General features: G+C 50.5%; 13 protein-coding genes and 6 tRNA genes. 7 read left to right on the top strand and 12 right to left on the bottom strand.

What is annotated here, in order from left to right:
- Positions 1 to 91: 91 nt before the first annotated feature.
- Entirely contained in the window at positions 92 to 1,516 is a 1,425-nt protein-coding gene (gene miaB, locus BG55_RS20855; RefSeq protein WP_034941885.1) for a tRNA (N6-isopentenyl adenosine(37)-C2)-methylthiotransferase MiaB, read from the bottom strand.
- 183 nt (positions 1,517 to 1,699) lie between these two features.
- Between miaB and ubiF the strand changes: the two genes are divergently transcribed.
- Positions 1,700 to 2,890: a 3-demethoxyubiquinol 3-hydroxylase gene (gene ubiF / locus BG55_RS20850; protein WP_034941675.1), complete on the top strand. Its 1,191-nt coding sequence runs from the start codon at positions 1,700 to 1,702 to the stop codon at positions 2,888 to 2,890.
- A 143-nt stretch (positions 2,891 to 3,033) separates the two neighbouring features.
- Here the strand turns inward: ubiF and BG55_RS20845 are convergent.
- The 6 genes from BG55_RS20845 to BG55_RS20820 all read right to left on the bottom strand — a co-directional run bounded on the left by BG55_RS20845 (position 3,034) and on the right by BG55_RS20820 (position 3,615).
- Positions 3,034 to 3,108 (bottom strand) — tRNA-Gln (locus BG55_RS20845).
- 40 nt (positions 3,109 to 3,148) lie between these two features.
- Positions 3,149 to 3,223: transfer RNA gene (locus BG55_RS20840), tRNA-Gln, on the bottom strand.
- Positions 3,224 to 3,230: 7 nt separating this feature from the next.
- Positions 3,231 to 3,307: transfer RNA gene (locus BG55_RS20835), tRNA-Met, on the bottom strand.
- Positions 3,308 to 3,347: 40 nt separating this feature from the next.
- Positions 3,348 to 3,422 (bottom strand) — tRNA-Gln (locus BG55_RS20830).
- 23 nt (positions 3,423 to 3,445) lie between these two features.
- Positions 3,446 to 3,530, bottom strand: a tRNA-Leu gene (locus tag BG55_RS20825).
- Positions 3,531 to 3,538: 8 nt separating this feature from the next.
- Positions 3,539 to 3,615 (bottom strand) — tRNA-Met (locus tag BG55_RS20820).
- A 194-nt stretch (positions 3,616 to 3,809) separates the two neighbouring features.
- Here BG55_RS20820 and BG55_RS22735 point away from each other — a divergent pair.
- Positions 3,810 to 4,082, top strand: a complete 273-nt coding sequence (locus BG55_RS22735; RefSeq protein ID WP_152542874.1) for a hypothetical protein — start codon at positions 3,810 to 3,812, stop codon at positions 4,080 to 4,082.
- 71 nt (positions 4,083 to 4,153) lie between these two features.
- Here BG55_RS22735 and asnB read toward each other — a convergent pair whose 3' ends face one another.
- From asnB to nagB, 5 genes are all read right to left on the bottom strand, one after another.
- Positions 4,154 to 5,827 (bottom strand): asparagine synthase B, encoded by a 1,674-nt coding sequence (asnB, locus tag BG55_RS20815; RefSeq protein WP_034941672.1) that lies wholly within the window; start codon positions 5,825 to 5,827, stop codon positions 4,154 to 4,156.
- 279 nt (positions 5,828 to 6,106) lie between these two features.
- A complete protein-coding gene (locus BG55_RS20810) occupies positions 6,107 to 6,859 on the bottom strand; it encodes an HAD-IIA family hydrolase (RefSeq protein WP_034941882.1) in 753 nt (250 codons plus the stop codon).
- A 32-nt stretch (positions 6,860 to 6,891) separates the two neighbouring features.
- Complete coding sequence (nagC, locus tag BG55_RS20805; protein ID WP_034941671.1) at positions 6,892 to 8,112, bottom strand: DNA-binding transcriptional regulator NagC; 1,221 nt, start codon at positions 8,110 to 8,112, stop codon at positions 6,892 to 6,894.
- A gap of 7 nt (positions 8,113 to 8,119) precedes the next feature.
- Entirely contained in the window at positions 8,120 to 9,268 is a 1,149-nt protein-coding gene (gene nagA, locus BG55_RS20800) for an N-acetylglucosamine-6-phosphate deacetylase (protein WP_034941668.1), read from the bottom strand.
- Positions 9,269 to 9,320: 52 nt separating this feature from the next.
- The gene (gene nagB, locus BG55_RS20795) at positions 9,321 to 10,121 is read right to left on the bottom strand and encodes a glucosamine-6-phosphate deaminase (RefSeq protein WP_034941667.1); all 801 of its coding nucleotides are present in this window, start codon (positions 10,119 to 10,121) and stop codon (positions 9,321 to 9,323) included.
- 331 nt (positions 10,122 to 10,452) lie between these two features.
- On the opposite strand from nagB, the gene nagE reads away from it, so the two are divergent.
- The 5 genes from nagE (at position 10,453) to BG55_RS20770 (ending at position 19,365) form a co-directional block, all read left to right on the top strand.
- Complete coding sequence (nagE, locus tag BG55_RS20790) at positions 10,453 to 12,477, top strand: N-acetylglucosamine-specific PTS transporter subunit IIBC (protein WP_034941665.1); 2,025 nt, start codon at positions 10,453 to 10,455, stop codon at positions 12,475 to 12,477.
- Positions 12,478 to 12,720: 243 nt separating this feature from the next.
- Positions 12,721 to 14,385: a glutamine--tRNA ligase gene (glnS, locus tag BG55_RS20785; RefSeq protein ID WP_034941664.1), complete on the top strand. Its 1,665-nt coding sequence runs from the start codon at positions 12,721 to 12,723 to the stop codon at positions 14,383 to 14,385.
- A 672-nt stretch (positions 14,386 to 15,057) separates the two neighbouring features.
- Positions 15,058 to 16,473, top strand: a complete 1,416-nt coding sequence (gene chiP, locus BG55_RS20780; RefSeq protein ID WP_034941661.1) for a chitoporin ChiP — start codon at positions 15,058 to 15,060, stop codon at positions 16,471 to 16,473.
- Positions 16,474 to 16,499: 26 nt separating this feature from the next.
- Positions 16,500 to 16,694 (top strand): ChiQ/YbfN family lipoprotein, encoded by a 195-nt coding sequence (locus BG55_RS20775; protein WP_034941659.1) that lies wholly within the window; start codon positions 16,500 to 16,502, stop codon positions 16,692 to 16,694.
- 16 nt (positions 16,695 to 16,710) lie between these two features.
- The gene (locus BG55_RS20770; RefSeq protein ID WP_034941657.1) at positions 16,711 to 19,365 is read left to right on the top strand and encodes a beta-N-acetylhexosaminidase; all 2,655 of its coding nucleotides are present in this window, start codon (positions 16,711 to 16,713) and stop codon (positions 19,363 to 19,365) included.
- The last annotated feature ends 91 nt before the right edge of the window (positions 19,366 to 19,456 follow it).

Genomic DNA, 19,456 nt, shown 5'->3' with positions numbered 1-19,456 from the left:
GGAAAGAATATTTGGGCGCGCTCCCGACAAAGCAAGGGGCGTTTGCTGAATTGCAGCGACGGACCTGCGAGATCCGCCGCAAAATAGCTTATCAGGGCTGGAAAGTACCCACGCCCAGTTCGTTTTCCCTGCGCGTTCGGGCAATCACCGAGGCGGGCGTTTCACTCACTCGCAGGCCCATTTGCTCTTCGGTGCGAATCACTTTTCCGCGCAACGAGTTGGTATAAACGTCGACGATTTCCACATCAACGAATTTACCGATCATCTCAGGCGTACCTTCGAAGTTGACTACGCGATTATTTTCGGTACGTCCCGACAGCTCCATGACATTTTTCCGTGAGGTTCCTTCAACCAGAATGCGCTGGACGCTGCCAAGCATACGTCGGCTCCATGCCATGGCCTGTTGGTTGATCCTGTCTTGCAGGATCCACAGGCGCTGCTTTTTCTCTTCTTCCGGCACGTCATCCGGCAGGTCGGCTGCCGGCGTCCCCGGACGGGCAGAATAGATGAAGCTGTAGCTGGTATCGAAATTGACATCGCCAATTAACTTCATGGTTTGTTCGAAATCCTGCTGCGTTTCACCAGGAAAACCAATAATAAAGTCTGAACTGATCTGAATATTCGGACGCGCGGCGACCACTTTTCGAATGATGGCTTTATATTCCAGCGCGGTATGAGCGCGTTTCATCAGCGTAAGTATGCGGTCTGCACCGCTTTGTACCGGCAGATGGAGAAAACTGACCAGCTCCGGCGTATCGCGATAGACGTCGATAATATCATCAGTGAATTCAATGGGGTGGCTGGTGGTGAAACGGATACGATCGATACCATCAATCGCCGCCACCAGCCGCAGAAGTTCGGCAAAAGTGCAAATCTCACCGTTGTAGTCTTCACCGCGATAAGCATTGACGTTTTGCCCCAACAGGTTGACCTCACGCACACCCTGTTCCGCCAGTTGGGCTATCTCAAACAAAATATCGTCACACGGACGGCTGACTTCCTCACCGCGGGTATAAGGCACCACGCAGAAAGTACAGTATTTGTTACAGCCTTCCATAATTGAGACGAAGGCAGAAGGGCCATCTGCCCGGGGCTCCGGCAGGCGGTCAAATTTCTCAATTTCAGGGAAGCTGATATCTACCACCGGGCTTTTCGAACCGCGCACGGTGTTAATCATCTCTGGCAAGCGGTGCAATGTCTGCGGACCAAAAACAATATCGACAAAGTTAGCCCGCTGACGAATATGATCGCCTTCCTGCGAGGCCACACAGCCCCCCACGCCGATAATGACATCCGGATTGGATTGTTTGAGCGTTCTCCAGCGGCCTAACTGATGGAAAACTTTCTCCTGCGCCTTTTCACGGATAGAGCAGGTGTTAAGCAGCAGCACGTCGGCCTCTTCTGCCACATCGGTCAGGGTGAAACCGTGGGTGCTGTTTAACAGGTCGGCCATCTTCGATGAATCGTACTCATTCATCTGACAGCCCCAGGTTTTAATATGCAGTTTTTTGGTCATCTGGTTGCCATTAATCATGCAGAAGTGGGTGCAGGGCGCGTATTGTAATGCTTTGCTGCGGTTGTGACCAGCATACCGGGCTTTTCTAACTCTCCTGCAAAAATCCGGTACACTATTGGGATTGGGCTGCGCTCTGGCCAGTGCAGGCGCATTGCCGCCGGATGTTGATAAAACGGGAAAATAATGACTGAAACAACAATGAGTTGGGATGTTGTCGTGGTGGGCGGCGGCATGGTGGGCGCAGCGCTGGCCAGCGGATTATCCGCGCAAGGATTCAGCGTGGCGGTACTCGAACAACAGCGGCCGGCAGACTTTGATGCGGCAAGTCAGCCAGATGTGAGAATTTCTGCGGTGGGCGCCGCCTCGGTGGATTTACTCAAACGTCTGCAAGTCTGGCCGCAGGTGCAGGCAATGCGCTGTGCGCCTTATCGCAGACTGGAAACCTGGGAATGGGAAAGTGCGAAGGTAGGATTTGATGCGCAATCGCTGGGGCTGCCCGAGCTCGGCTATATGGTGGAAAACAGCGTATTACAACTGGCGTTGTGGCAACGGCTTGAACAGCAGGGTGTCAGCCTTATTTCACCCGCCAGCCTGAAGGCATTGCAGTCGGTTGACGGTGGCTGGCGGTTAACCCTGGAGAGCGGCGAAATTTTTCAGGCCCGCCTGGTGGTCGGGGCAGATGGTGCTAACTCGCAGGTTCGCCAACTGGCGGGTATTGGCATTCGCGGCTGGCAGTATGCGCAATCCTGCATGCTGATTACTGCCCGGGGCGAAGAGGATTCGGGCGACTGCACCTGGCAACAGTTTACGCCTGACGGCCCGCGGGCTTTTTTACCGCTATCCGGACGCTGGGCGTCGCTGGTGTGGTACGACAACCGGGCTCGCATTCGTCAGCTTCAGGCAATGGATATGGGCCGGTTACAGCAGGAGATTGCGACACATTTTCCTTCCCGGGCAGGAAATCTTACTCCGGTGGCGGCGGGGGCTTTTCCGCTGGTTCGCCGCCATGCCTCGCGCTATGTGCTACCCGGCCTGGCTCTGGTGGGCGATGCGGCTCACACCATTAACCCTCTGGCGGGACAGGGGGTTAATCTGGGCTACCGTGATGTGGATGCATTGATCGCCACACTGACGTCAGCAAGGGAAAAGGCGGAGGACTGGGCGGCTAAAGAGGTGTTAACACGCTATCAGCGTCAACGGCTGCGGGATAATCTGCTGATGCAAAACGGGATGGATCTGTTCTATTTCACCTTCAGTAACGCCGTTGCTCCCGTGCGTATTGCACGAAATCTGGGGTTGATGGTCGCTGAACGCTCTGGCGTGCTGAAGCGGCAGGCGCTACGTTATGCCCTGGGTTTGCAAAGAAGGTTTTGAATGGGGAGTCGCAGTCACTGAAGCTGAACGGCTGCGGTTTGTGCCATGGTGCGTAACGGTATCAAGGCGGCATAATCTTATGGCGTTGCGGAAACGGTTAATGTCCAGACGTAAAAAAGCTCGCCGTAGCGAGCTTTTTTTATTGGCTGGGGTGCAGGGATTCGAACCCCGGAATGCTGGTATCAGAAACCAGAGCCTTACCGCTTGGCGACACCCCAATAATAATGTTGCGATTCACACTGCAAATCGTCTTTTGTATGGCTGGGGTGCAGGGATTCGAACCCCGGAATGCTGGTATCAGAAACCAGTGCCTTACCGCTTGGCGACACCCCAATAAAATTGGTGGCTACTACGGGAATCGAACCTGTGACCCCAGCATTATGAGTGCTGTGCTCTAACCAGCTGAGCTAAGTAGCCTGAACTTGCAAATCTTGAATTCTTTTTCCGGAGAAAAAGATGGCTGGGGTACCTGGATTCGAACCAGGGAATGCCGGTATCAAAAACCGGTGCCTTACCGCTTGGCGATACCCCATCCGTGCAAACCGTTTATGGAAATGGTGCGGGAGGCGAGACTTGAACTCGCACACCTTGCGGCGCCAGAACCTAAATCTGGTGCGTCTACCAATTTCGCCACTCCCGCAAAAAAGATGGTGGCTACGACGGGAATCGAACCTGTGACCCCAGCATTATGAGTGCTGTGCTCTAACCAGCTGAGCTACGTAGCCATCTTTTTTCGCGTAACCTTCATCGGCGTTGCGGGGCGCATTATGCGGAGTTGACCTGGAAGCGTCAACAAATTTTTTCCTGTTTTTGCCCGGAACCGATTCGTTTGTCTGGCTTATAACCAGCATGGCGATTAAACCACCAGTCACCAGGTGTTTTCATCACTTCCGCATTGATAACCCGGCGATTGTCGCGTGTGGACATCGCCTTTTTACTGTTGGTCATTAAGGCGAAAAAAAGGCGAAAATCAGCATTTTTATCGCCAGCAGGGCGCAGTTCAGCCCGCGCTCTGATGAGCAGTATTAACGGATTATCAGGAAAAAAGAGGATTTCACTGATAACAGTCGCTTTATTGTATCCGATGCTTTTGGTGATTAAAGGTCAATATCCTGGCGGTCTGGGTGTTTTTTCAGCACACAGAAGGGAATTCGCAGAAAGTGCCAGAGTACCGCCACCAGTTGTTCGTTAAGTAGCAAAAAGCCGGGGCAGAGGGAAAAGCGGGTTACCTCACTTTTTTGAGGCAACCCATAAAGGCTGAGACTATTTAACCGCGTAGGCCGACTGATGGACACCAACGGCGCGTCCTGATGGGTCATCCATTGTTTTGAATGCTTCGTCCCACTCAATGGCTTTAGCAGATGAACAGGCGACCGAAGGCCCACCAGGAACGCACTCGGCGGCGCTGGCGAGTGGGAACAGCTGTTCAAAAATATCGCGGTACAGATAGCCCTCTTTTGAGGTCGGCGTATTGTACGGGAACCGGAAATGGGCGGTCTGTAGCTGTTGGTCGCTTACCTGCTTAGCTGCAACTTCTTTCAGCGTGTCGATCCAGCTGTAGCCGACACCATCGGAAAACTGCTCCTTCTGCCGCCATGCAACGCTCTCCGGCAGGTAAGAGGAGAAACATTCGCGCAGAATGTGCTTTTCCATCTTACCGTTAGCACCACACATTTTATCCGCCGGGTTGATACGCATTGCCACATCAAGGAATTTTTTATCAAGGAAGGGAACGCGGGCTTCAACCCCCCAGGCCGACATGGCTTTGTTGGCACGGGCACAGTCAAACATGTGCAGCGCCAGCAGTTTACGTACGTTCTCTTCATGAAACTCGCGGGCATCTGGCGCTTTATGGAAGTAGAGGTAGCCGCCGAAAACCTCATCCGCTCCCTCACCGGATAACACCATTTTAATCCCCATCGCTTTGATTTTTCGCGACATCAGGTACATTGGCGTGGAGGCACGGATGGTGGTGACATCATAGGTTTCAATGTGATAGATAACATCGCGAATCGCATCAAGACCTTCCTGCACCGTAAAATGAATTTCGTGGTGTACGGTCCCCAGGTGATCGGCGACGGACTTAGCTGCTTTCAGGTCGGGAGAACCTTCCAGACCGACCGCAAAGGAGTGCAGCTGCGGCCACCAGGCTTCGCTTTTATCCTGATCTTCGATGCGTTTGGCCGCGAACTTTTTAGTGACCGCCGAGATAATTGAAGAGTCCAGACCACCGGAAAGCAACACGCCGTAGGGCACGTCGGACATCAGATGGCTTTTAACCGATTCTTCCAGCGCATCTTTCAGCGCGGCGGCATCCGTTGTGTTGTGCTCAACGGCTTCATAGCTGAACCAGTCACGTTGCCAGTAACGACGAATTTCACCGTCGGTGCTGGACATATAGCTTCCCGGTGGGAATTCTTTCAGCGTTTTGCACACCGGAACCAGCGCTTTCATTTCAGAGGCGACAAACAGGTTACCGTGTTCATCGTTGCCCATATAAAGCGGGATAATGCCAATGTGATCGCGACCAATCAGCCAGGTTTTTTTCACCGCATCATAGAGAATAAAGGCAAACATGCCCTGCAAGTCATCAAGGAAATCAACGCCTTTTTCCTGGTAGAGCGCAAGAATTACCTCACAATCTGATTCAGTCTGAAACTGGTAACGATCGCTCAGTTCGGCACGCAGAGCCTGGTGGTTATAGATTTCACCGTTCACCGCCAGCACATGGGTGTGCGCGGCATTGTACAGCGGCTGTGCGCCGTTATTGACGTCAACAATAGACAAACGTTCATGAGCCAGAATCGCGTGATCGTCAGCATAAACGCCGGACCAGTCCGGCCCGCGGTGACGCATCAGACGGGAAAGCTCAAGGGCTTTCTTACGCAGCTCAACAGGATCGCTTTTAAGATCCAACACTCCAAACACAGAACACATAGTTAACTCCCTGACAGCATCCCAGAACGGTGATGGTTATAGGTGAATATGACCAGCGAAGGCTTCGCCCGATGCATAAGAAAATGCTCTATCTTGCTATGCTGATGCAAGCAATTTAGCTTTTCTCTGAAAAATAGTCTGTTGCCTGGCTGACTGTGTTGATGTTTATTCAATAAAAGCGGTCTTAAAATGAATAAACGATAATTTTCTGGCGGGCGTGGGTGAAAAATAACCACTGGACATGACAATGAAACGACCCGCCGTGCTGGCGGGTGTGGTTCAGATAATGTCAATGTCTGCGACGGAAGGGTAAATCCAGCTGGGGCGGAAGGGCATTGCATCAACGTCGCTGAGGGTGGAAACGCCTGACAGCACCAGAATAGTTTCCAGTCCGGCCTGGAAACCAGCCAGAATATCGGTACGTAAATTGTCACCGACAATGACCGTCTCTTCTGAATGTGCCTGCATTTTGTTCAGCGCAGCGCGAATTATCCAGGGGCTGGGTTTACCAACATAGAAAGGTTTTCTGCCGGAAATCGTTTCAATGCCGGCGCAAAGTGCACCGCAGGCGGGCACAAAGCCACGTGCATGGGTATCAGGATTGGTCGCAATAAAGCGTGCGCCGTTCGCCACAAAAAAAGCCGCCTTGTGCATCATTTCCCAGTTGTAGGAACGGGTTTCCCCGACTATCACAAAGTCCGGATTGATATCGGTGATGGTAAAACCGGCTTTGTACATTTCATGAATCAGTGCGCCTTCACCCACGACATACGCTTTTTTTCCTTCCTGACGACGAAGGAAATCTGCGGTCGCCATTGCTGAGGTATAAAAGACACTGTCCGGCAGGTCAATCCCGGCAGAAGCGAAACGATTGGCAAGGTCAGGAGCGGTTTGTGAAGGGTAATTCGTCAGCACCACCAGCGGCATTTCTTTCGCCATAATACGTTGCAGAAACTCTTTTGCTCCTGGCACCGGTGTGTTGTCATGCATCAGCACACCGTCGATATCGCAAATCACATTTTTGATGGTCATTATTTCGCTGTCCGTCAGGGTTAACGCAGGCATTAACCTTCCAGTAAATGTTGTAATAAAATCCCGTTAAGCATGGCGCGTTTTACCAGTGCAAAGGCCCCAATCGCAGAACGATGATCGATTTCTGAACGCACCACCGGCAGATTTTTCCGGAAGGCTTTCAGTGCCTGGGTGTTGATGCAGCCTTCAATGGCTGGCAGCAAAACTTTATCGGCTTCGATAATTTCTCCGGCAATCACCACTTTCTGTGGATTAAACAAATTAATGGCAATGGCGATGGCTTTACCCAGATGGCGGCCAACGTGCTCAATGACCTCCGCCGACAGTGCATCGCCGCGGTTGGCGGCGGCACAGATTGACGAAATCTGGCATTTTTCTACCGTCAGCGCGCTGGGATGTCCCAGGGTCAACAGATGACGCATCCTGTTTTCAATGGCGGTGTTTGCCGCAATGGTTTCCAGGCAGCCAAAATTGCCACAGTGGCAGCGTTCTCCCAGTGGATCGACCTGAATGTGTCCCAGTTCACCCACGTTGCCATTACTGCCAAGGAAAACCTGACCGTTGGCAATAATTCCGGCACCGGTTCCCCGATGGACACGCACCAGAATGGAGTCTGCGCAGTCGCGTGACGCCCCAAAATAGTGCTCAGCCAGTGCCAGACTGCGGATGTCATGACCCACAAAACTGGTGACGTTAAAACGTTTTTGCAGATTAGCCACCAGTGGCCAGTGTTGGACCTCTATATGTGGCATATAACGGATCACGCCGTTATCCGGATCCACTAAGCCGGGAAGGATCACTGAAATAGCTATCAGCTCGCGCAGTTTGCGCTGATGCAGTCCACAAAAGTCAGCAATGGCACTGAAGAGTGCGCTTTCCAGGGAAGCCTGTGATTCTTCCGGTAGCGAGTAATCCTCCTGCGCCAGGGGCTTACCGCTGAGGTCAAAAAGGGTGAGGGTGGCATCGCTGCGCCCAAGACGCACTCCGATAGTATTGAAACCACGGGTTTCGGTAACAATAGAGATGGCGCGACGGCCACCGGTAGAGGCCTGTTGATCAACTTCTTTAATCAGGCCGCGTTCAATCAGCTGGCGGGTAATTTTGGTGACACTGGCGGGAGCGAGCTGACTGTGTTCGGCAATCTGTATCCGCGAAATCGGCCCCTGCTGGTCGATCAACCGATAAACGGCCGCGCTGTTGAGTTGCTTAACTAAATCGACATTTCCTATTTGTGTCGGGCCGCCAGTGGTCATTGTGTATCTACTCGCTATAGACCTCGTCACCATTAACGATGGTCTTGATTATTTTATAGTCACGGGTGAAAACCGTCAGGTTAGCGACTTTACCTGCATCGATCGAACCTAACTTATCATCCACACCCATCGCGCGGGCCGGATAGAGCGTTGCCATTCGTAACGTCTCATCCAGGGCGATGCCCACATGTTCGACACTGTTCGCCACAGCTTCAATCATAGTCAGGGCGGAACCACTCAGCGTACCCTTCTCATCAACGCAGAGTCCGTCGCGATAGTATATTGTTTTTCCAGCGAAAATGAACCGATCAATACTTGCACCAGCCGGGGCAGTGGCATCTGTAACCAGAATCAGCCTGTCACTTTTGATGCGTTTGGCATTGCGGATGTTGGCATAATGGACGTGCAGACCATCAGCAATGATTCCGCACCAGACATCGGGCGAATCAAACAACGCGCCGATCAGGCCCGGTTCACGGCCTGTGATGGTGGGCATGGCATTATATAAATGGGTGGCGAAGCTGACGCCAGCGGCAATACCCTGGCGTGCTTCAGCATAAGTGGCATGGGAATGTCCTGCGGAAATCACGATACCGGCGTCGCGTAACTGGCGGATAACTGAGCCATTAACCTGTTCAGGCGCCAGGGTGATTTTCGCGATGACATCAGCGTTTTCACAAAGAAAATCAACCAGCTCTGGTTCGGGCGTGCGAATGAGCGCCGGATTGTGTGTGCCGGGTTTACGCGGGCTCAGCCATGGGCCTTCCAGATGCAGGCCCAGTGCCTGACTGGTATGCTGAGCCAGATAAGCCCGCATCACTTCAACCGCCCGCCTGATCATTTCATCACTGCTGGTGATAAGTGTGGGAAGAAAGCTGGTACAGCCGGATTTTTCGTTAGCTTTCTGCATGATGTGCAGGGTTTCACTGCTGATTGCTGCCAGATCATCGTTAAATTGCACACCGCCGCAGCCATTGAGTTGCAAATCGATAAAGCCGGGAGCAATCAGTGCACCGTTGACATCGCGCAGTGCCACGTTGGCAGGAAGCGCGTCCCGTGCGCAAACGCGGTCGATCAGGCCATCAGAAATGACAACAGCATGATTATCAAGTATTTCGTGACCCGTGTAGATACGGCCATTGGTTAAAGCGTACATAATGTTCTCCCGGCATTATCCGCTACTGAGCGGTTAACGGTGCGCTGATGACTTACAGATTTTTCATGTTTTCCGCTTCCATTTCGCGGAAATATTTTACGGTTTTTACTTTCAGTTCCATGGTGGCGGGTTCGTCGCAAACCACGACAGATTTGGCATGCAGTTGCAGACAGCTGATGGTCCACATATGGTTGACATTGCCCTCGACCGCGGCCTGCAAAGCCTGAGCTTTCACATGGCCGGTCACCAGAATCATCACTTCTTCCGCATCCAGCAGCGTACCGACGCCAACGGTCAGAGCATATCTGGGCACCTGATCCACATTGCCGTCAAAGAAGCGCGAATTAGCCACGCGGGTATCATGCGTCAGCGTCTTGATTCTGGTACGTGACGCCAGCGACGAAGCTGGCTCGTTAAAGGCAATGTGACCGTCATTACCCACGCCACCCATAAACAGATTAATTTTTCCGTACGCGCGGATTTTCTCTTCATACTGGCGACATTCTGCGTCAATATCGGCAGCATTACCATTCAGAAGATTGATGTTTTCACTTTTAATATCAACATGATCGAAAAAGTTTCGGTACATAAAACTGTGGTAACTTTCGGGGTGTTCTTTCGGCAGGCCAACATACTCATCCATGTTGAAGGTCACGACGTGGCGAAAACTAACCTGGCCTGCTTTATGCATAGCGATGAGGTGTTTGTAAGCTTCCAGTGGCGTACCGCCGGTTGGCAGTCCAAGAACAAACGGGCGTTCGTCGGAGGGGTTGAAAGCATTGATACGGTTCACGATATGGCGGGCGGCCCATTTCCCAACCTGTGTCGGGGTGGCCAGAGGAATCAGTCTCATAGTTGACCTCGTTTAAACGTAATTTGAAATAAGTCTGGCGGAGCCCTGCAATCAAGCATTAAAGCGTAACGATCTGGTCTGCTGTTCGCGAGGGATAAATCCGTGATGATTTTTCGAATCATAAAATAAGTGGGTATGGAATGCCACGACTGGCAGAAAAAAATGCAACATTTTGGTGATTGAAATCACATTAGTCGCGGTTTTAATTTGCGAAGCGAATTAAATTTTTTTTACACTCGGGCGTATTATTTTATGTCACTGAGAAAACAGTTTACCGCTGAAACAATACGACGAAGGTACCTTAAAAGGTGCTTACAGGGGGAAGGGGAACATGCTTAGTTATTTACAAAAAGTAGGTCGGGCACTGATGGTACCGGTAGCTACGCTACCTGCTGCCGCTATCCTGATGGGAATAGGTTACTGGCTCGACCCGGATGCATGGGGCAATGGTAACGCTTTTGCGGCGCTACTGCTGAAGTCCGGTTCGGCAATTATTGAACATATGTCCGTCCTGTTTGCTATCGGTGTGGCTTATGGCATGTCGAAAGACAAAGATGGCGCGGCGGCATTAACCGGCTTTGTCGGCTTTTTAGTGGTAACCACACTCTGTTCTCCTGCCGCTGTGGCCATGATTCAGAAAATTCCTGTCGATCAGGTGCCTGCGGCATTTGGAAAAATTGAAAACCAGTTTGTCGGTATTATGGTGGGGATTATTTCGGCGGAAATGTATAACCGTTTCAGCCACGTAGAACTCCCCAGGGCGCTCTCGTTCATTAGTGGGCGTCGTCTGGTGCCGATTCTGGTCTCCTTTCTGATGATCCTGATTGCCTTTATTCTGATGTACGCCTGGCCGGTAATCTTTGGCGGGCTGGTCAGCTTTGGTGAGCAGATACAGAAACTGGGCTCTGTGGGGGCGGGCGTGTATGCGTTTTTCAACCGGTTGCTTATCCCGGTTGGTTTACATCATGCGCTTAACTCAGTGTTCTGGTTTGATGTGGCGGGAATTAATGACATACCAAACTTCCTGGGCGGCGCTCAGTCGCTGGAAAGCGGCAAAGCCGTGGTCGGCATTACCGGGCGTTACCAGGCTGGTTTCTTCCCCATCATGATGTTTGGTTTGCCGGGGGCAGCGTTGGCGATTTACCACTGTGCCCGTCCTGAAAACCGGGCCAAAGTGGGGGGGATCATGCTGGCTGCCGCCTTTGCGGCCTTCTTTACCGGTATTACCGAACCGCTGGAATTCTCCTTTATGTTCGTGGCGCCGGTACTTTATTTTATCCATGCGGTACTGACGGGGATTTCGGTATTTATCGCTGCCAGCATGCACTGGATTTCAGGTTTTGGTTTCAGTGCCGGGTTGGTTGATATGGCGCTTCAAAGCCGTAATCCGCTGGCTACACACTGGTATATGTTAATCCCGCAGGGCCTGGTGTTCTTCGTGATTTACTATGTGGTTTTTCGCTTCACGATCAAAAAATTCAATTTGCTGACGCCAGGACGCGAGCTGGCAGTGGAAGGCGATGAAAGCGATGGCTACGATGTCAGTGTCGAAAAAAACCACACTGATGAATCAGAAATTGATTCACTTGCCCGCCGCTATATCGGTGCCATTGGTGGTTCTGACAATCTGACCGCGATTGATGCCTGTATTACCCGGCTGCGTCTGAGTGTTAAGGACAGTAGTGCAGTAAATGAATCGGTTGCACGTCGTCTGGGTGCTTCAGGGGTGATTCGCCTTAACCAGCAAAGCGTGCAGATTATTGTCGGTACGCGTGCGGAAACCATTGCCTCAGCAATGAAAACCGTGTTGTCCAAAGGTCCGGTAGCATCGTCCTCCCTCTCCTCTGCCCCGTCGGCGGTTGCGGCCCCGAGTGTGACCACGGCAACTGAAAAGAAAGTCGTTGCGACTTTGGTCGCCCCGGTCAGCGGTGATGTCGTTGCCCTGGAGCAGGTACCCGACGAAGCCTTTGCCAGTAAAGCGGTGGGTGATGGCGTGGCAATCGTCCCAACCAGTAGCAAGGTGGTTTCGCCAGCTAATGGTACGGTGGTGAAAATTTTTAATACCAATCATGCCTTCTGTCTGGAAACGGATAAAGGGATTGAAGTGGTGGTCCATATGGGACTTGATACGGTGGCACTGGCCGGCAAAGGTTTCACGCGTCTGGTGGATGAGGGCGCTGTCGTGACCGCCGGTCAGCCTGTACTGGAAATGGACCTGGTTTTCCTGAACGCCAATGCCCGTTCAATGATAAGCCCTGTCGTGGTCAGCAATATCGATGACTTTAGCGGTATTACGCTGGTGGCGGGTGATAAAGTGGTTGCTGGCGAAAGCCCGTTGTATGAAATCAATAGCTGACGTCCGACTGGATTAAACCTGAAGGGTGGGGAGTCATTCCCGCCCTTTTTTATTGTATTGCTGTAACAAACGGTTGTTTCCCTTCACGGCTTTGTGGATCATACTCCGTTATTTCACACACCATACCCGTTATCGACAAGTTGTCGTTGTGCTGGCCGCTTCGGCCACCCGATTCGCCAGTCGCTTTGCTGAAGTTGGACATAGTCAGGGTATCGTTACCACCGCATTACTGAGGAAATTAAGATGAGTGAGGCTGAAGCCCGCCCAACTAACTTTATTCGTCAGATCATCGACGAAGATCTGGCTTCTGGTAAGCACAGCAGCATCCATACTCGCTTTCCGCCGGAACCAAATGGTTATCTGCACATTGGTCATGCCAAGTCTATTTGCCTCAATTTTGGTATTGCACAAGACTATCAGGGGCAGTGCAACCTGCGGTTTGATGATACCAACCCGGTAAAAGAAGATCTGGAATACGTTGAATCAATAAAACATGACGTGCAGTGGTTGGGCTTTAGCTGGACGGGGAACGTTCGCTACTCTTCAGATTATTTCGATCAGCTGCATCTGTACGCCATTGAGTTAATCAACAAAGGGCTGGCTTATGTGGATGAGCTGACACCCGAACAGATCCGTGAATATCGCGGTACGCTGACGTCTCCTGGTAAGCACAGCCCATACCGCGATCGCAGCGTGACTGAAAATCTGGCGTTGTTTGAAAAAATGCGTAATGGTGAGTTTGCCGAGGGAACAGCCTGCCTGCGCGCTAAAATCGATATGGCATCCAGCTTTATTGTGATGCGCGATCCGGTGCTGTATCGCATCAAGTTTGCTGAACACCATCAGACCGGTAATAAGTGGTGCATCTATCCGATGTACGATTTTACCCACTGTATTTCTGATGCGCTGGAAGGGATCACCCACTCTCTTTGTACCCTTGAGTTTCAGGATAACCGCCGCCTGTACGACTGGGTGCTGGATAACATCTCCATTCCTGCTCACCCACGGCAGTATGAGTTTTCCCGGCTGAATCTGGAATACGCCATCATGTCCAAGCGTAAGCTCAACCTGCTGGTGACTGAAAAGATCGTCGAAGGCTGGGATGATCCCAGGATGCTGACGGTATCGGGTCTTCGTCGCCGGGGGTATACCGCCGCCTCCATTCGCGAGTTTTGCCGTCGCATTGGCGTCACTAAGCAGGACAACATTGTGGAGATGGCATCGCTTGAGTCGTGTATTCGTGACGATTTGAATGAAAATGCGCCTCGTGCAATGGCGGTGCTCGACCCGCTCAAGCTGGTGATCGAAAACCTGCCGTCGAATCATGAAGAAATTCTCACCATGCCTGTCCATCCGAATAAACCGGAAATGGGGACGCGCGAGGTGCCCTTCAGTCGGGAAATCTATATCGATCGGGCGGATTTTCGTGAGGAAGCGAATAAACAGTACAAACGACTGGTACTGGGTAAAGAGGTGCGCCTGCGGAATGCATACGTGATTAAAGCTGAACGTATCGCAAAGGATGAACAGGGGAACATAACCTGCCTGTTCTGCACCTGTGATGTGGATACGCTGAGCAAAGATCCTGCCGATGGACGCAAAGTAAAAGGCGTTATTCACTGGGTATCGGCTGTGCATGCCCATCCGGCAGAGTTCCGGCTTTACGATCGTCTGTTCAGCGTGGCAAATCCGGGCGCGGCAGAGGATTTTCTGACCACAATCAATCCTGACTCTCTGGTCATTCGCCAGGGATTCGTTGAGCCAGGTTTGCAGCAGGCGCAGGCCACCAGCCCGTACCAGTTTGAACGTGAAGGTTACTTCTGCGCCGATCGCCATTCTGCCTCTGACAGACTGGTATTCAACCGCACAGTCGGATTGCGTGATACCTGGACGAAAACCAGCGAATAATCCCCGTAATCGCAAAGACAACGCAGCCTTCAGGCTGCGTTTTTTTTATAAATCGCGGTATGACTTTTACGAGGAGTAGCAGATAAAGTTATCTTTTCACTTTTATTTAAAGAATAAACCGCAATCCGTCCTCATATTTTTTAACTGCCTGCCTGTTGATGTTGACTGGTTGCTAAACGAATAAAATTTTTATTCAAATTGGCAATATATTTATCAGTCAATCATTTTTTCCGTAAGCGTTGATGTAAGACAGCTTACAATAATGAAATTTTCTAAAATAAGCAATATAACGATTTACGCTAATAAGACTAATCCCCATTTCTGTCAGATTGCGAAGAGTTAAATGCAATCTGTATCAAAACGGTTTATTTACCTTATTATTTTTTTAGTGATAATTATTTTATTAAAAAACTTTTCTTATTGTTATTTTATGAGGATTTCAGTTGATAGATATTTTCATTCTCATAAATTTGTATTAATAACTGGGTTACATTCGCCAGTGGGATGTGGTCTGGGTCATGTTTTTATCTCGAAATATACATAATTAATTGATAATTCGCGACGCGAAAAATATCATCGTATTAATCGATGCTCGTGCTGCCAACACCAGTAACTGTACTGATAATAACATCAGAATGAATTAATAATATCCTTTAAAAAAGGACATAAAATATGTTCAGAACTATAAAAAAACAAAAACCGTTAGCACTGGCTGTTGCTTTATGTTCGGCTATAAGTGGTGGTTATTATTTACCCTCTGCCGCTGCCACAGGCTTTGTAGATGACTCATCACTGAGTGGAGGAATCTATTACTGGCAGCGTCACCGTGAGCGTAAAGACCTCGATGCAGGCAGTGAAAAATACGGTCAGTATGAGCAAAATCTTCATCACTCCACTTTCAATGCCAATCTGGATTTCTCTTCTGGCTATGCAGCGGATTTTATTGGACTGGATTTAGCGGCATTTAGTGCCGTTGAATTATCCAGCACAGGACCAGCAGCACCCAATGAAATTGGTTTCAGTAATGCAAAAGGTCGCTGGAGTGAAAAATGGGATGGCGATACAGGTGGAGCCAGTATTTACAAAGCGGCAATAAAAATGAAGTTTGATAATTACTGGCTTCGCGGTGGTTATTTACAACCTGTCGGGCAGACTTTATTAACACCTCAGTGGGGTTTTTTACCAGGAACTTATCGTGGTGTGGAAGCCGGGGCAGTGTATGATTTATCCGATGCCGGAGAATTATCGCTTTCTTATATCTGGACAGATGAATATAAAGCGCCCTGGTACAGGAATATGTACAACTTCCGTAAAGCAGATGGCATTACCGCAATCAGTTATCTGCATTCCATTGGGGCAAAATACGATTTTAAAAATAACCTGGTACTGGAAGGTGCATTTGGCCAGGCGGCTGATTATATGGATCAGTACTTCACCAAAGTTTCTTATGCTTTTCCGCTGGCAGGAAATAATCTGAAAACCAGCTGGCAGTTTTATGGTGCAAAAGATAAAGAGAGCGGCGGTATTTCTGATGTGAATAGTGTTTATGACGGACTTGCATGGTTGCAGGCTGTCACGTTTGGCTACACAACCGGGCCATTTGACTGGCGTCTTGAAGGGACCTGGGTAAAAGCAGAAGGGAATCAGGGATTTTTTCTGCAACGTATGACGCCGGGGTATGCCACCTCAAATGGTCGCCTGGATGTGTGGTGGGATTCACGCTCTGACTTCAATGCTAACGGTGAAAAGGCGCTGTTTGCGGGAGTGATGTATGACCTGAAAAACTGGCAGCTGCCCGGCTGGGCGATTGGAACCTCTTACGCTTATGGCTGGGATGCCAGACCGTCCACCAAACCTGTTTACGATCAGAATCAGCGGTTGAGAGAGTCTGCATGGAATATGGACCTGCTTTATACCGTTCAGCAAGGGGCGGCCAAAGGCACATTATTCAAACTGCACTATACCCGTTACAACAACCACTCGGATCTCCCAAGCTGGAGCGGGGGATATGGCAACGTATTTCAGGATGAAAAAGACGTGAAATTCATGGTTATTGCTCCGTTCACTATTTTTGAGCCAGCCAGATAACCTCGCACCCGAAAAGGATCAACAAAATGAAATATGTGCTTGTCGCTGTCACGGCTTTTTTACTCAGTGGTTGCGTTGAAAAAAACGTTGTTCCGCAGAAAGAGCCAATCCCCAGCCTGGACTATCAGCACTGTCTGGATGCAAGGCATGAGGGTGGCGGTGAAGGGATCTCAAGGGAATGCGGTCAACTTCAGCACGACATTGAGCAAACTTCCAACTAACTGATAAGGAAAACGGATGAAAAAATTCAGAGCAAGTCTTCTGGCGGCGGCGCTTATTTCTGCACTTGCAGGCGGTAATGCACTGGCAAATCAACAAGTTGTCGATCAGATTAGTCAGTTTGGGGTTAAGTATCAGGTGGTCGATAATCATGCTGCACAGCATGGCGTTGACTGTGCGGCACTGGGGGCTGACTGGGCTTCCTGCAACCGGGCAATCATCACTCTGACTAATCCGGGAAAGGCGATGACCAGTCATGACTGGGCTATCTATCTGCCAAATATTCGCCAGACGCTGAGAGTGGATAACGATCAATTTCGCATGGTGCATGTCATTGGTGATTTAACCCGGCTGGAGCCCACAGAAAAATTCAAAGGCTTTGCGGCCGGTGAGTCTGTCGAAATCCCAATCATTAATGAGTACTGGCAGCTGTTTGTTACTGACGTTATGCCTCGCTGGTATGTGACATCCGGTGATGCCAGTCCAAAAATTATTGCCAGCACGGACACTGAAGATCTGAGCAGCTTTGTTGAACCCATTGGTGAACAGTGGAAACGAACGCCGGATGATAAAAATATTCTGATGATGCCGGGAAGTCGCTTTGATAAGAACAGTGACGTCGCATTACTACCAGAATCTGCCCTGCGCGGACAGATTGTTCCGACACCCTTACAGGTAAAAGTGCTGCCCGGTGATGCTGATCTGTCGAAAGGTGTGAGTCTGAATCTTACCGCTTTATCAGAGGCTAAGGCCGAGGCAATTAAGCAGCGCTTCAAACTGTTGGGGGTAGAGGAAAATGCTGAAGGCTATCAGATAGGCACCCGCATCGATCAAAAAGCGCTGAAAAAACAGCTGGCGGTTTCCGGCGCCTATAAGCTGACCGTCGGCAAAAATAAAGCTGAAGTGGTCGGATATGATGAAAGCGGCGTGCTTTATGGTTTGCAATCGATCCTTTCACTGTTACCGGCAGATGGCAGTGCTGTTATCGCCACCCTGAAAGTCAGTGATGCTCCACGCTTTGCCTATCGTGGCGTTTTTCTTGATGTGGCGCGTAATTTTCACAGTAAAGATGCCGTTTTGCGAATGTTGGATCAACTGGCGTCGTGGAAAATTAACGTCTTCCATTTCCATCTGAGTGACGATGAGGGCTGGAGAATTGAGATCCCTGGTTTGCCTGAGCTGACCGAAGTGGGAAGCCAGCGCTGTCACGACCTCAGTGAGCAGCGCTGTCTGTTGCCACAGCTGGGGTCAGGCCCGGAAAATAACAATCATGGCAGTGGCTACCTCAGCCGTGAAGATTATATCGAAATAGTAAAATACGCGGCAGCGCGGGGTATTCAGGTGATCCCTGAAATAGATATGCCGGCACATGCGCGTGCAGCGGTGATCTCTATGGAAGCACGCTACAACCGACTGATGAAGGAGGGCAAAACGGCTGAGGCATCCGAATTCCGTTTGCTGGATCCGACCGATACGTCTAATACCACTTCAGTACAGTTTTATGACCACACCAGCTATCTGAATCCTTGCCTGGATTCTTCCCTGCGCTTTAGTGACAAGGTGATTGGTGAAATTCAGGCGATGCACCGCGAAGCAGGACAGCCGTTGCAAACCTGGCATTTTGGTGGCGATGAAGCCAAAAATATTCGCCTCGGTACGGGCTATTCTGATGTCAGCAACCCTGTGGCAGGGACCGGTCGTCATGATATGAGCCGGGAAGATAAGCCCTGGGCAAAATCTCAGGTGTGCCAGAAAATGATTGCCGATGGCAAAGTGGAAGATATGGAGCATCTGCCCAGCTATTTCGCAGCCCAGGTCAGTCAACTGGTTAAGCAGCATGGCATTGAAAAAATGCAGGCATGGCAGGATGGTCTGAAGGATGCTGAAGGGGCTAAAACATTTGCCACTGAGCGAATGGGAGTCAACTTCTGGGATACCTTGTTCTGGGGAGGGTTTGATTCCGCTAATGACTGGGCCAACAAAGGCTATGAGGTGGTTATCTCTAACCCGGATTACGTCTATATGGATTTCCCTTATGAAGTCAATCCATTAGAGCGCGGCTATTACTGGGGAACTCGTTTCAGCGATGAGCGTAAAGTATTCAGCTTTGCCCCGAATAATTTGCCACAGAATGCTGAAACCTCAGTGGATCGCGATGGCAACACCTTTAGTGCCAAATCAGATAAGAGCTGGCCCGGCGCGTATGGATTATCTGCACAGTTGTGGAGTGAAACCGTCAGATCTGATGAGCAGATGGAATATATGATTTTCCCTCGTATGCTATCCGTTGCTGAGCGTGCATGGCATCGTGCTGCCTGGGAACAGGATTACCAGGCAGGAAAAGAGTATGTGGGGGGGAAAACCACCTTTGTTGACCAGCAGGCACTGCTGAAAGACTGGCAGCGCTTTGCCAATCTGTTGGGGCAACGAGAGCTGGCCAAACTCGATAAAACCGGAATCCACTACCGACTGCCTGTACCGGGAGGAAAAATAGTTGATGGTAAGCTTGAGGCAAATATCGCCCTGCCAGGTCTGACCATCGAATACAGCCTTGATGCAGGCAAAAACTGGCAACGCTATGATGCCACTGCACAACCTGCGGTAAGCGGTGAGGTGATGGTCCGCTCGGTCAGTCCGGATGGAAAACGTTACAGCCGTGCTGAAAAGCTTTAATGGTCAGGTTTACGGGCTGACTTCTGTTGTTTTCTGTTATCAGCATTAAAACGCCAGACTGGCGCCTTCGTTACCGGGCGCCAGCTTTGAT

The organism is Erwinia mallotivora, from assembly GCF_000590885.1.
GTDB lineage: Bacteria > Pseudomonadota > Gammaproteobacteria > Enterobacterales > Enterobacteriaceae > Erwinia > Erwinia mallotivora.
Note: the sequence above shows the minus strand (reverse complement) of the source record. Positions and strands in the feature narration are given on the sequence as shown.

Bases quoted from the DNA above. Each gene is read 5' to 3' on its own strand.
- glnS (WP_034941664.1), top strand. From the start codon at position 12,721: ATGAGTGAGGCTGAAGCCCGCCCAACTAACTTTATTCGTCAGATCATC.
- BG55_RS20775 (WP_034941659.1), top strand. From the start codon at position 16,500: ATGAAATATGTGCTTGTCGCTGTCACGGCTTTTTTACTCAGTGGTTGC.
- BG55_RS20770 (WP_034941657.1), top strand. From the start codon at position 16,711: ATGAAAAAATTCAGAGCAAGTCTTCTGGCGGCGGCGCTTATTTCTGCA.
- nagB (WP_034941667.1), bottom strand. From the start codon at position 10,121: ATGAGACTGATTCCTCTGGCCACCCCGACACAGGTTGGGAAATGGGCC.
- chiP (WP_034941661.1), top strand. From the start codon at position 15,058: ATGTTCAGAACTATAAAAAAACAAAAACCGTTAGCACTGGCTGTTGCT.
- nagC (WP_034941671.1), bottom strand. From the start codon at position 8,112: ATGACCACTGGCGGCCCGACACAAATAGGAAATGTCGATTTAGTTAAG.
- miaB (WP_034941885.1), bottom strand. From the start codon at position 1,516: ATGACCAAAAAACTGCATATTAAAACCTGGGGCTGTCAGATGAATGAG.
- asnB (WP_034941672.1), bottom strand. From the start codon at position 5,827: ATGTGTTCTGTGTTTGGAGTGTTGGATCTTAAAAGCGATCCTGTTGAG.
- nagE (WP_034941665.1), top strand. From the start codon at position 10,453: ATGCTTAGTTATTTACAAAAAGTAGGTCGGGCACTGATGGTACCGGTA.
- ubiF (WP_034941675.1), top strand. From the start codon at position 1,700: ATGACTGAAACAACAATGAGTTGGGATGTTGTCGTGGTGGGCGGCGGC.
- nagA (WP_034941668.1), bottom strand. From the start codon at position 9,268: ATGTACGCTTTAACCAATGGCCGTATCTACACGGGTCACGAAATACTT.
- BG55_RS20810 (WP_034941882.1), bottom strand. From the start codon at position 6,859: ATGACCATCAAAAATGTGATTTGCGATATCGACGGTGTGCTGATGCAT.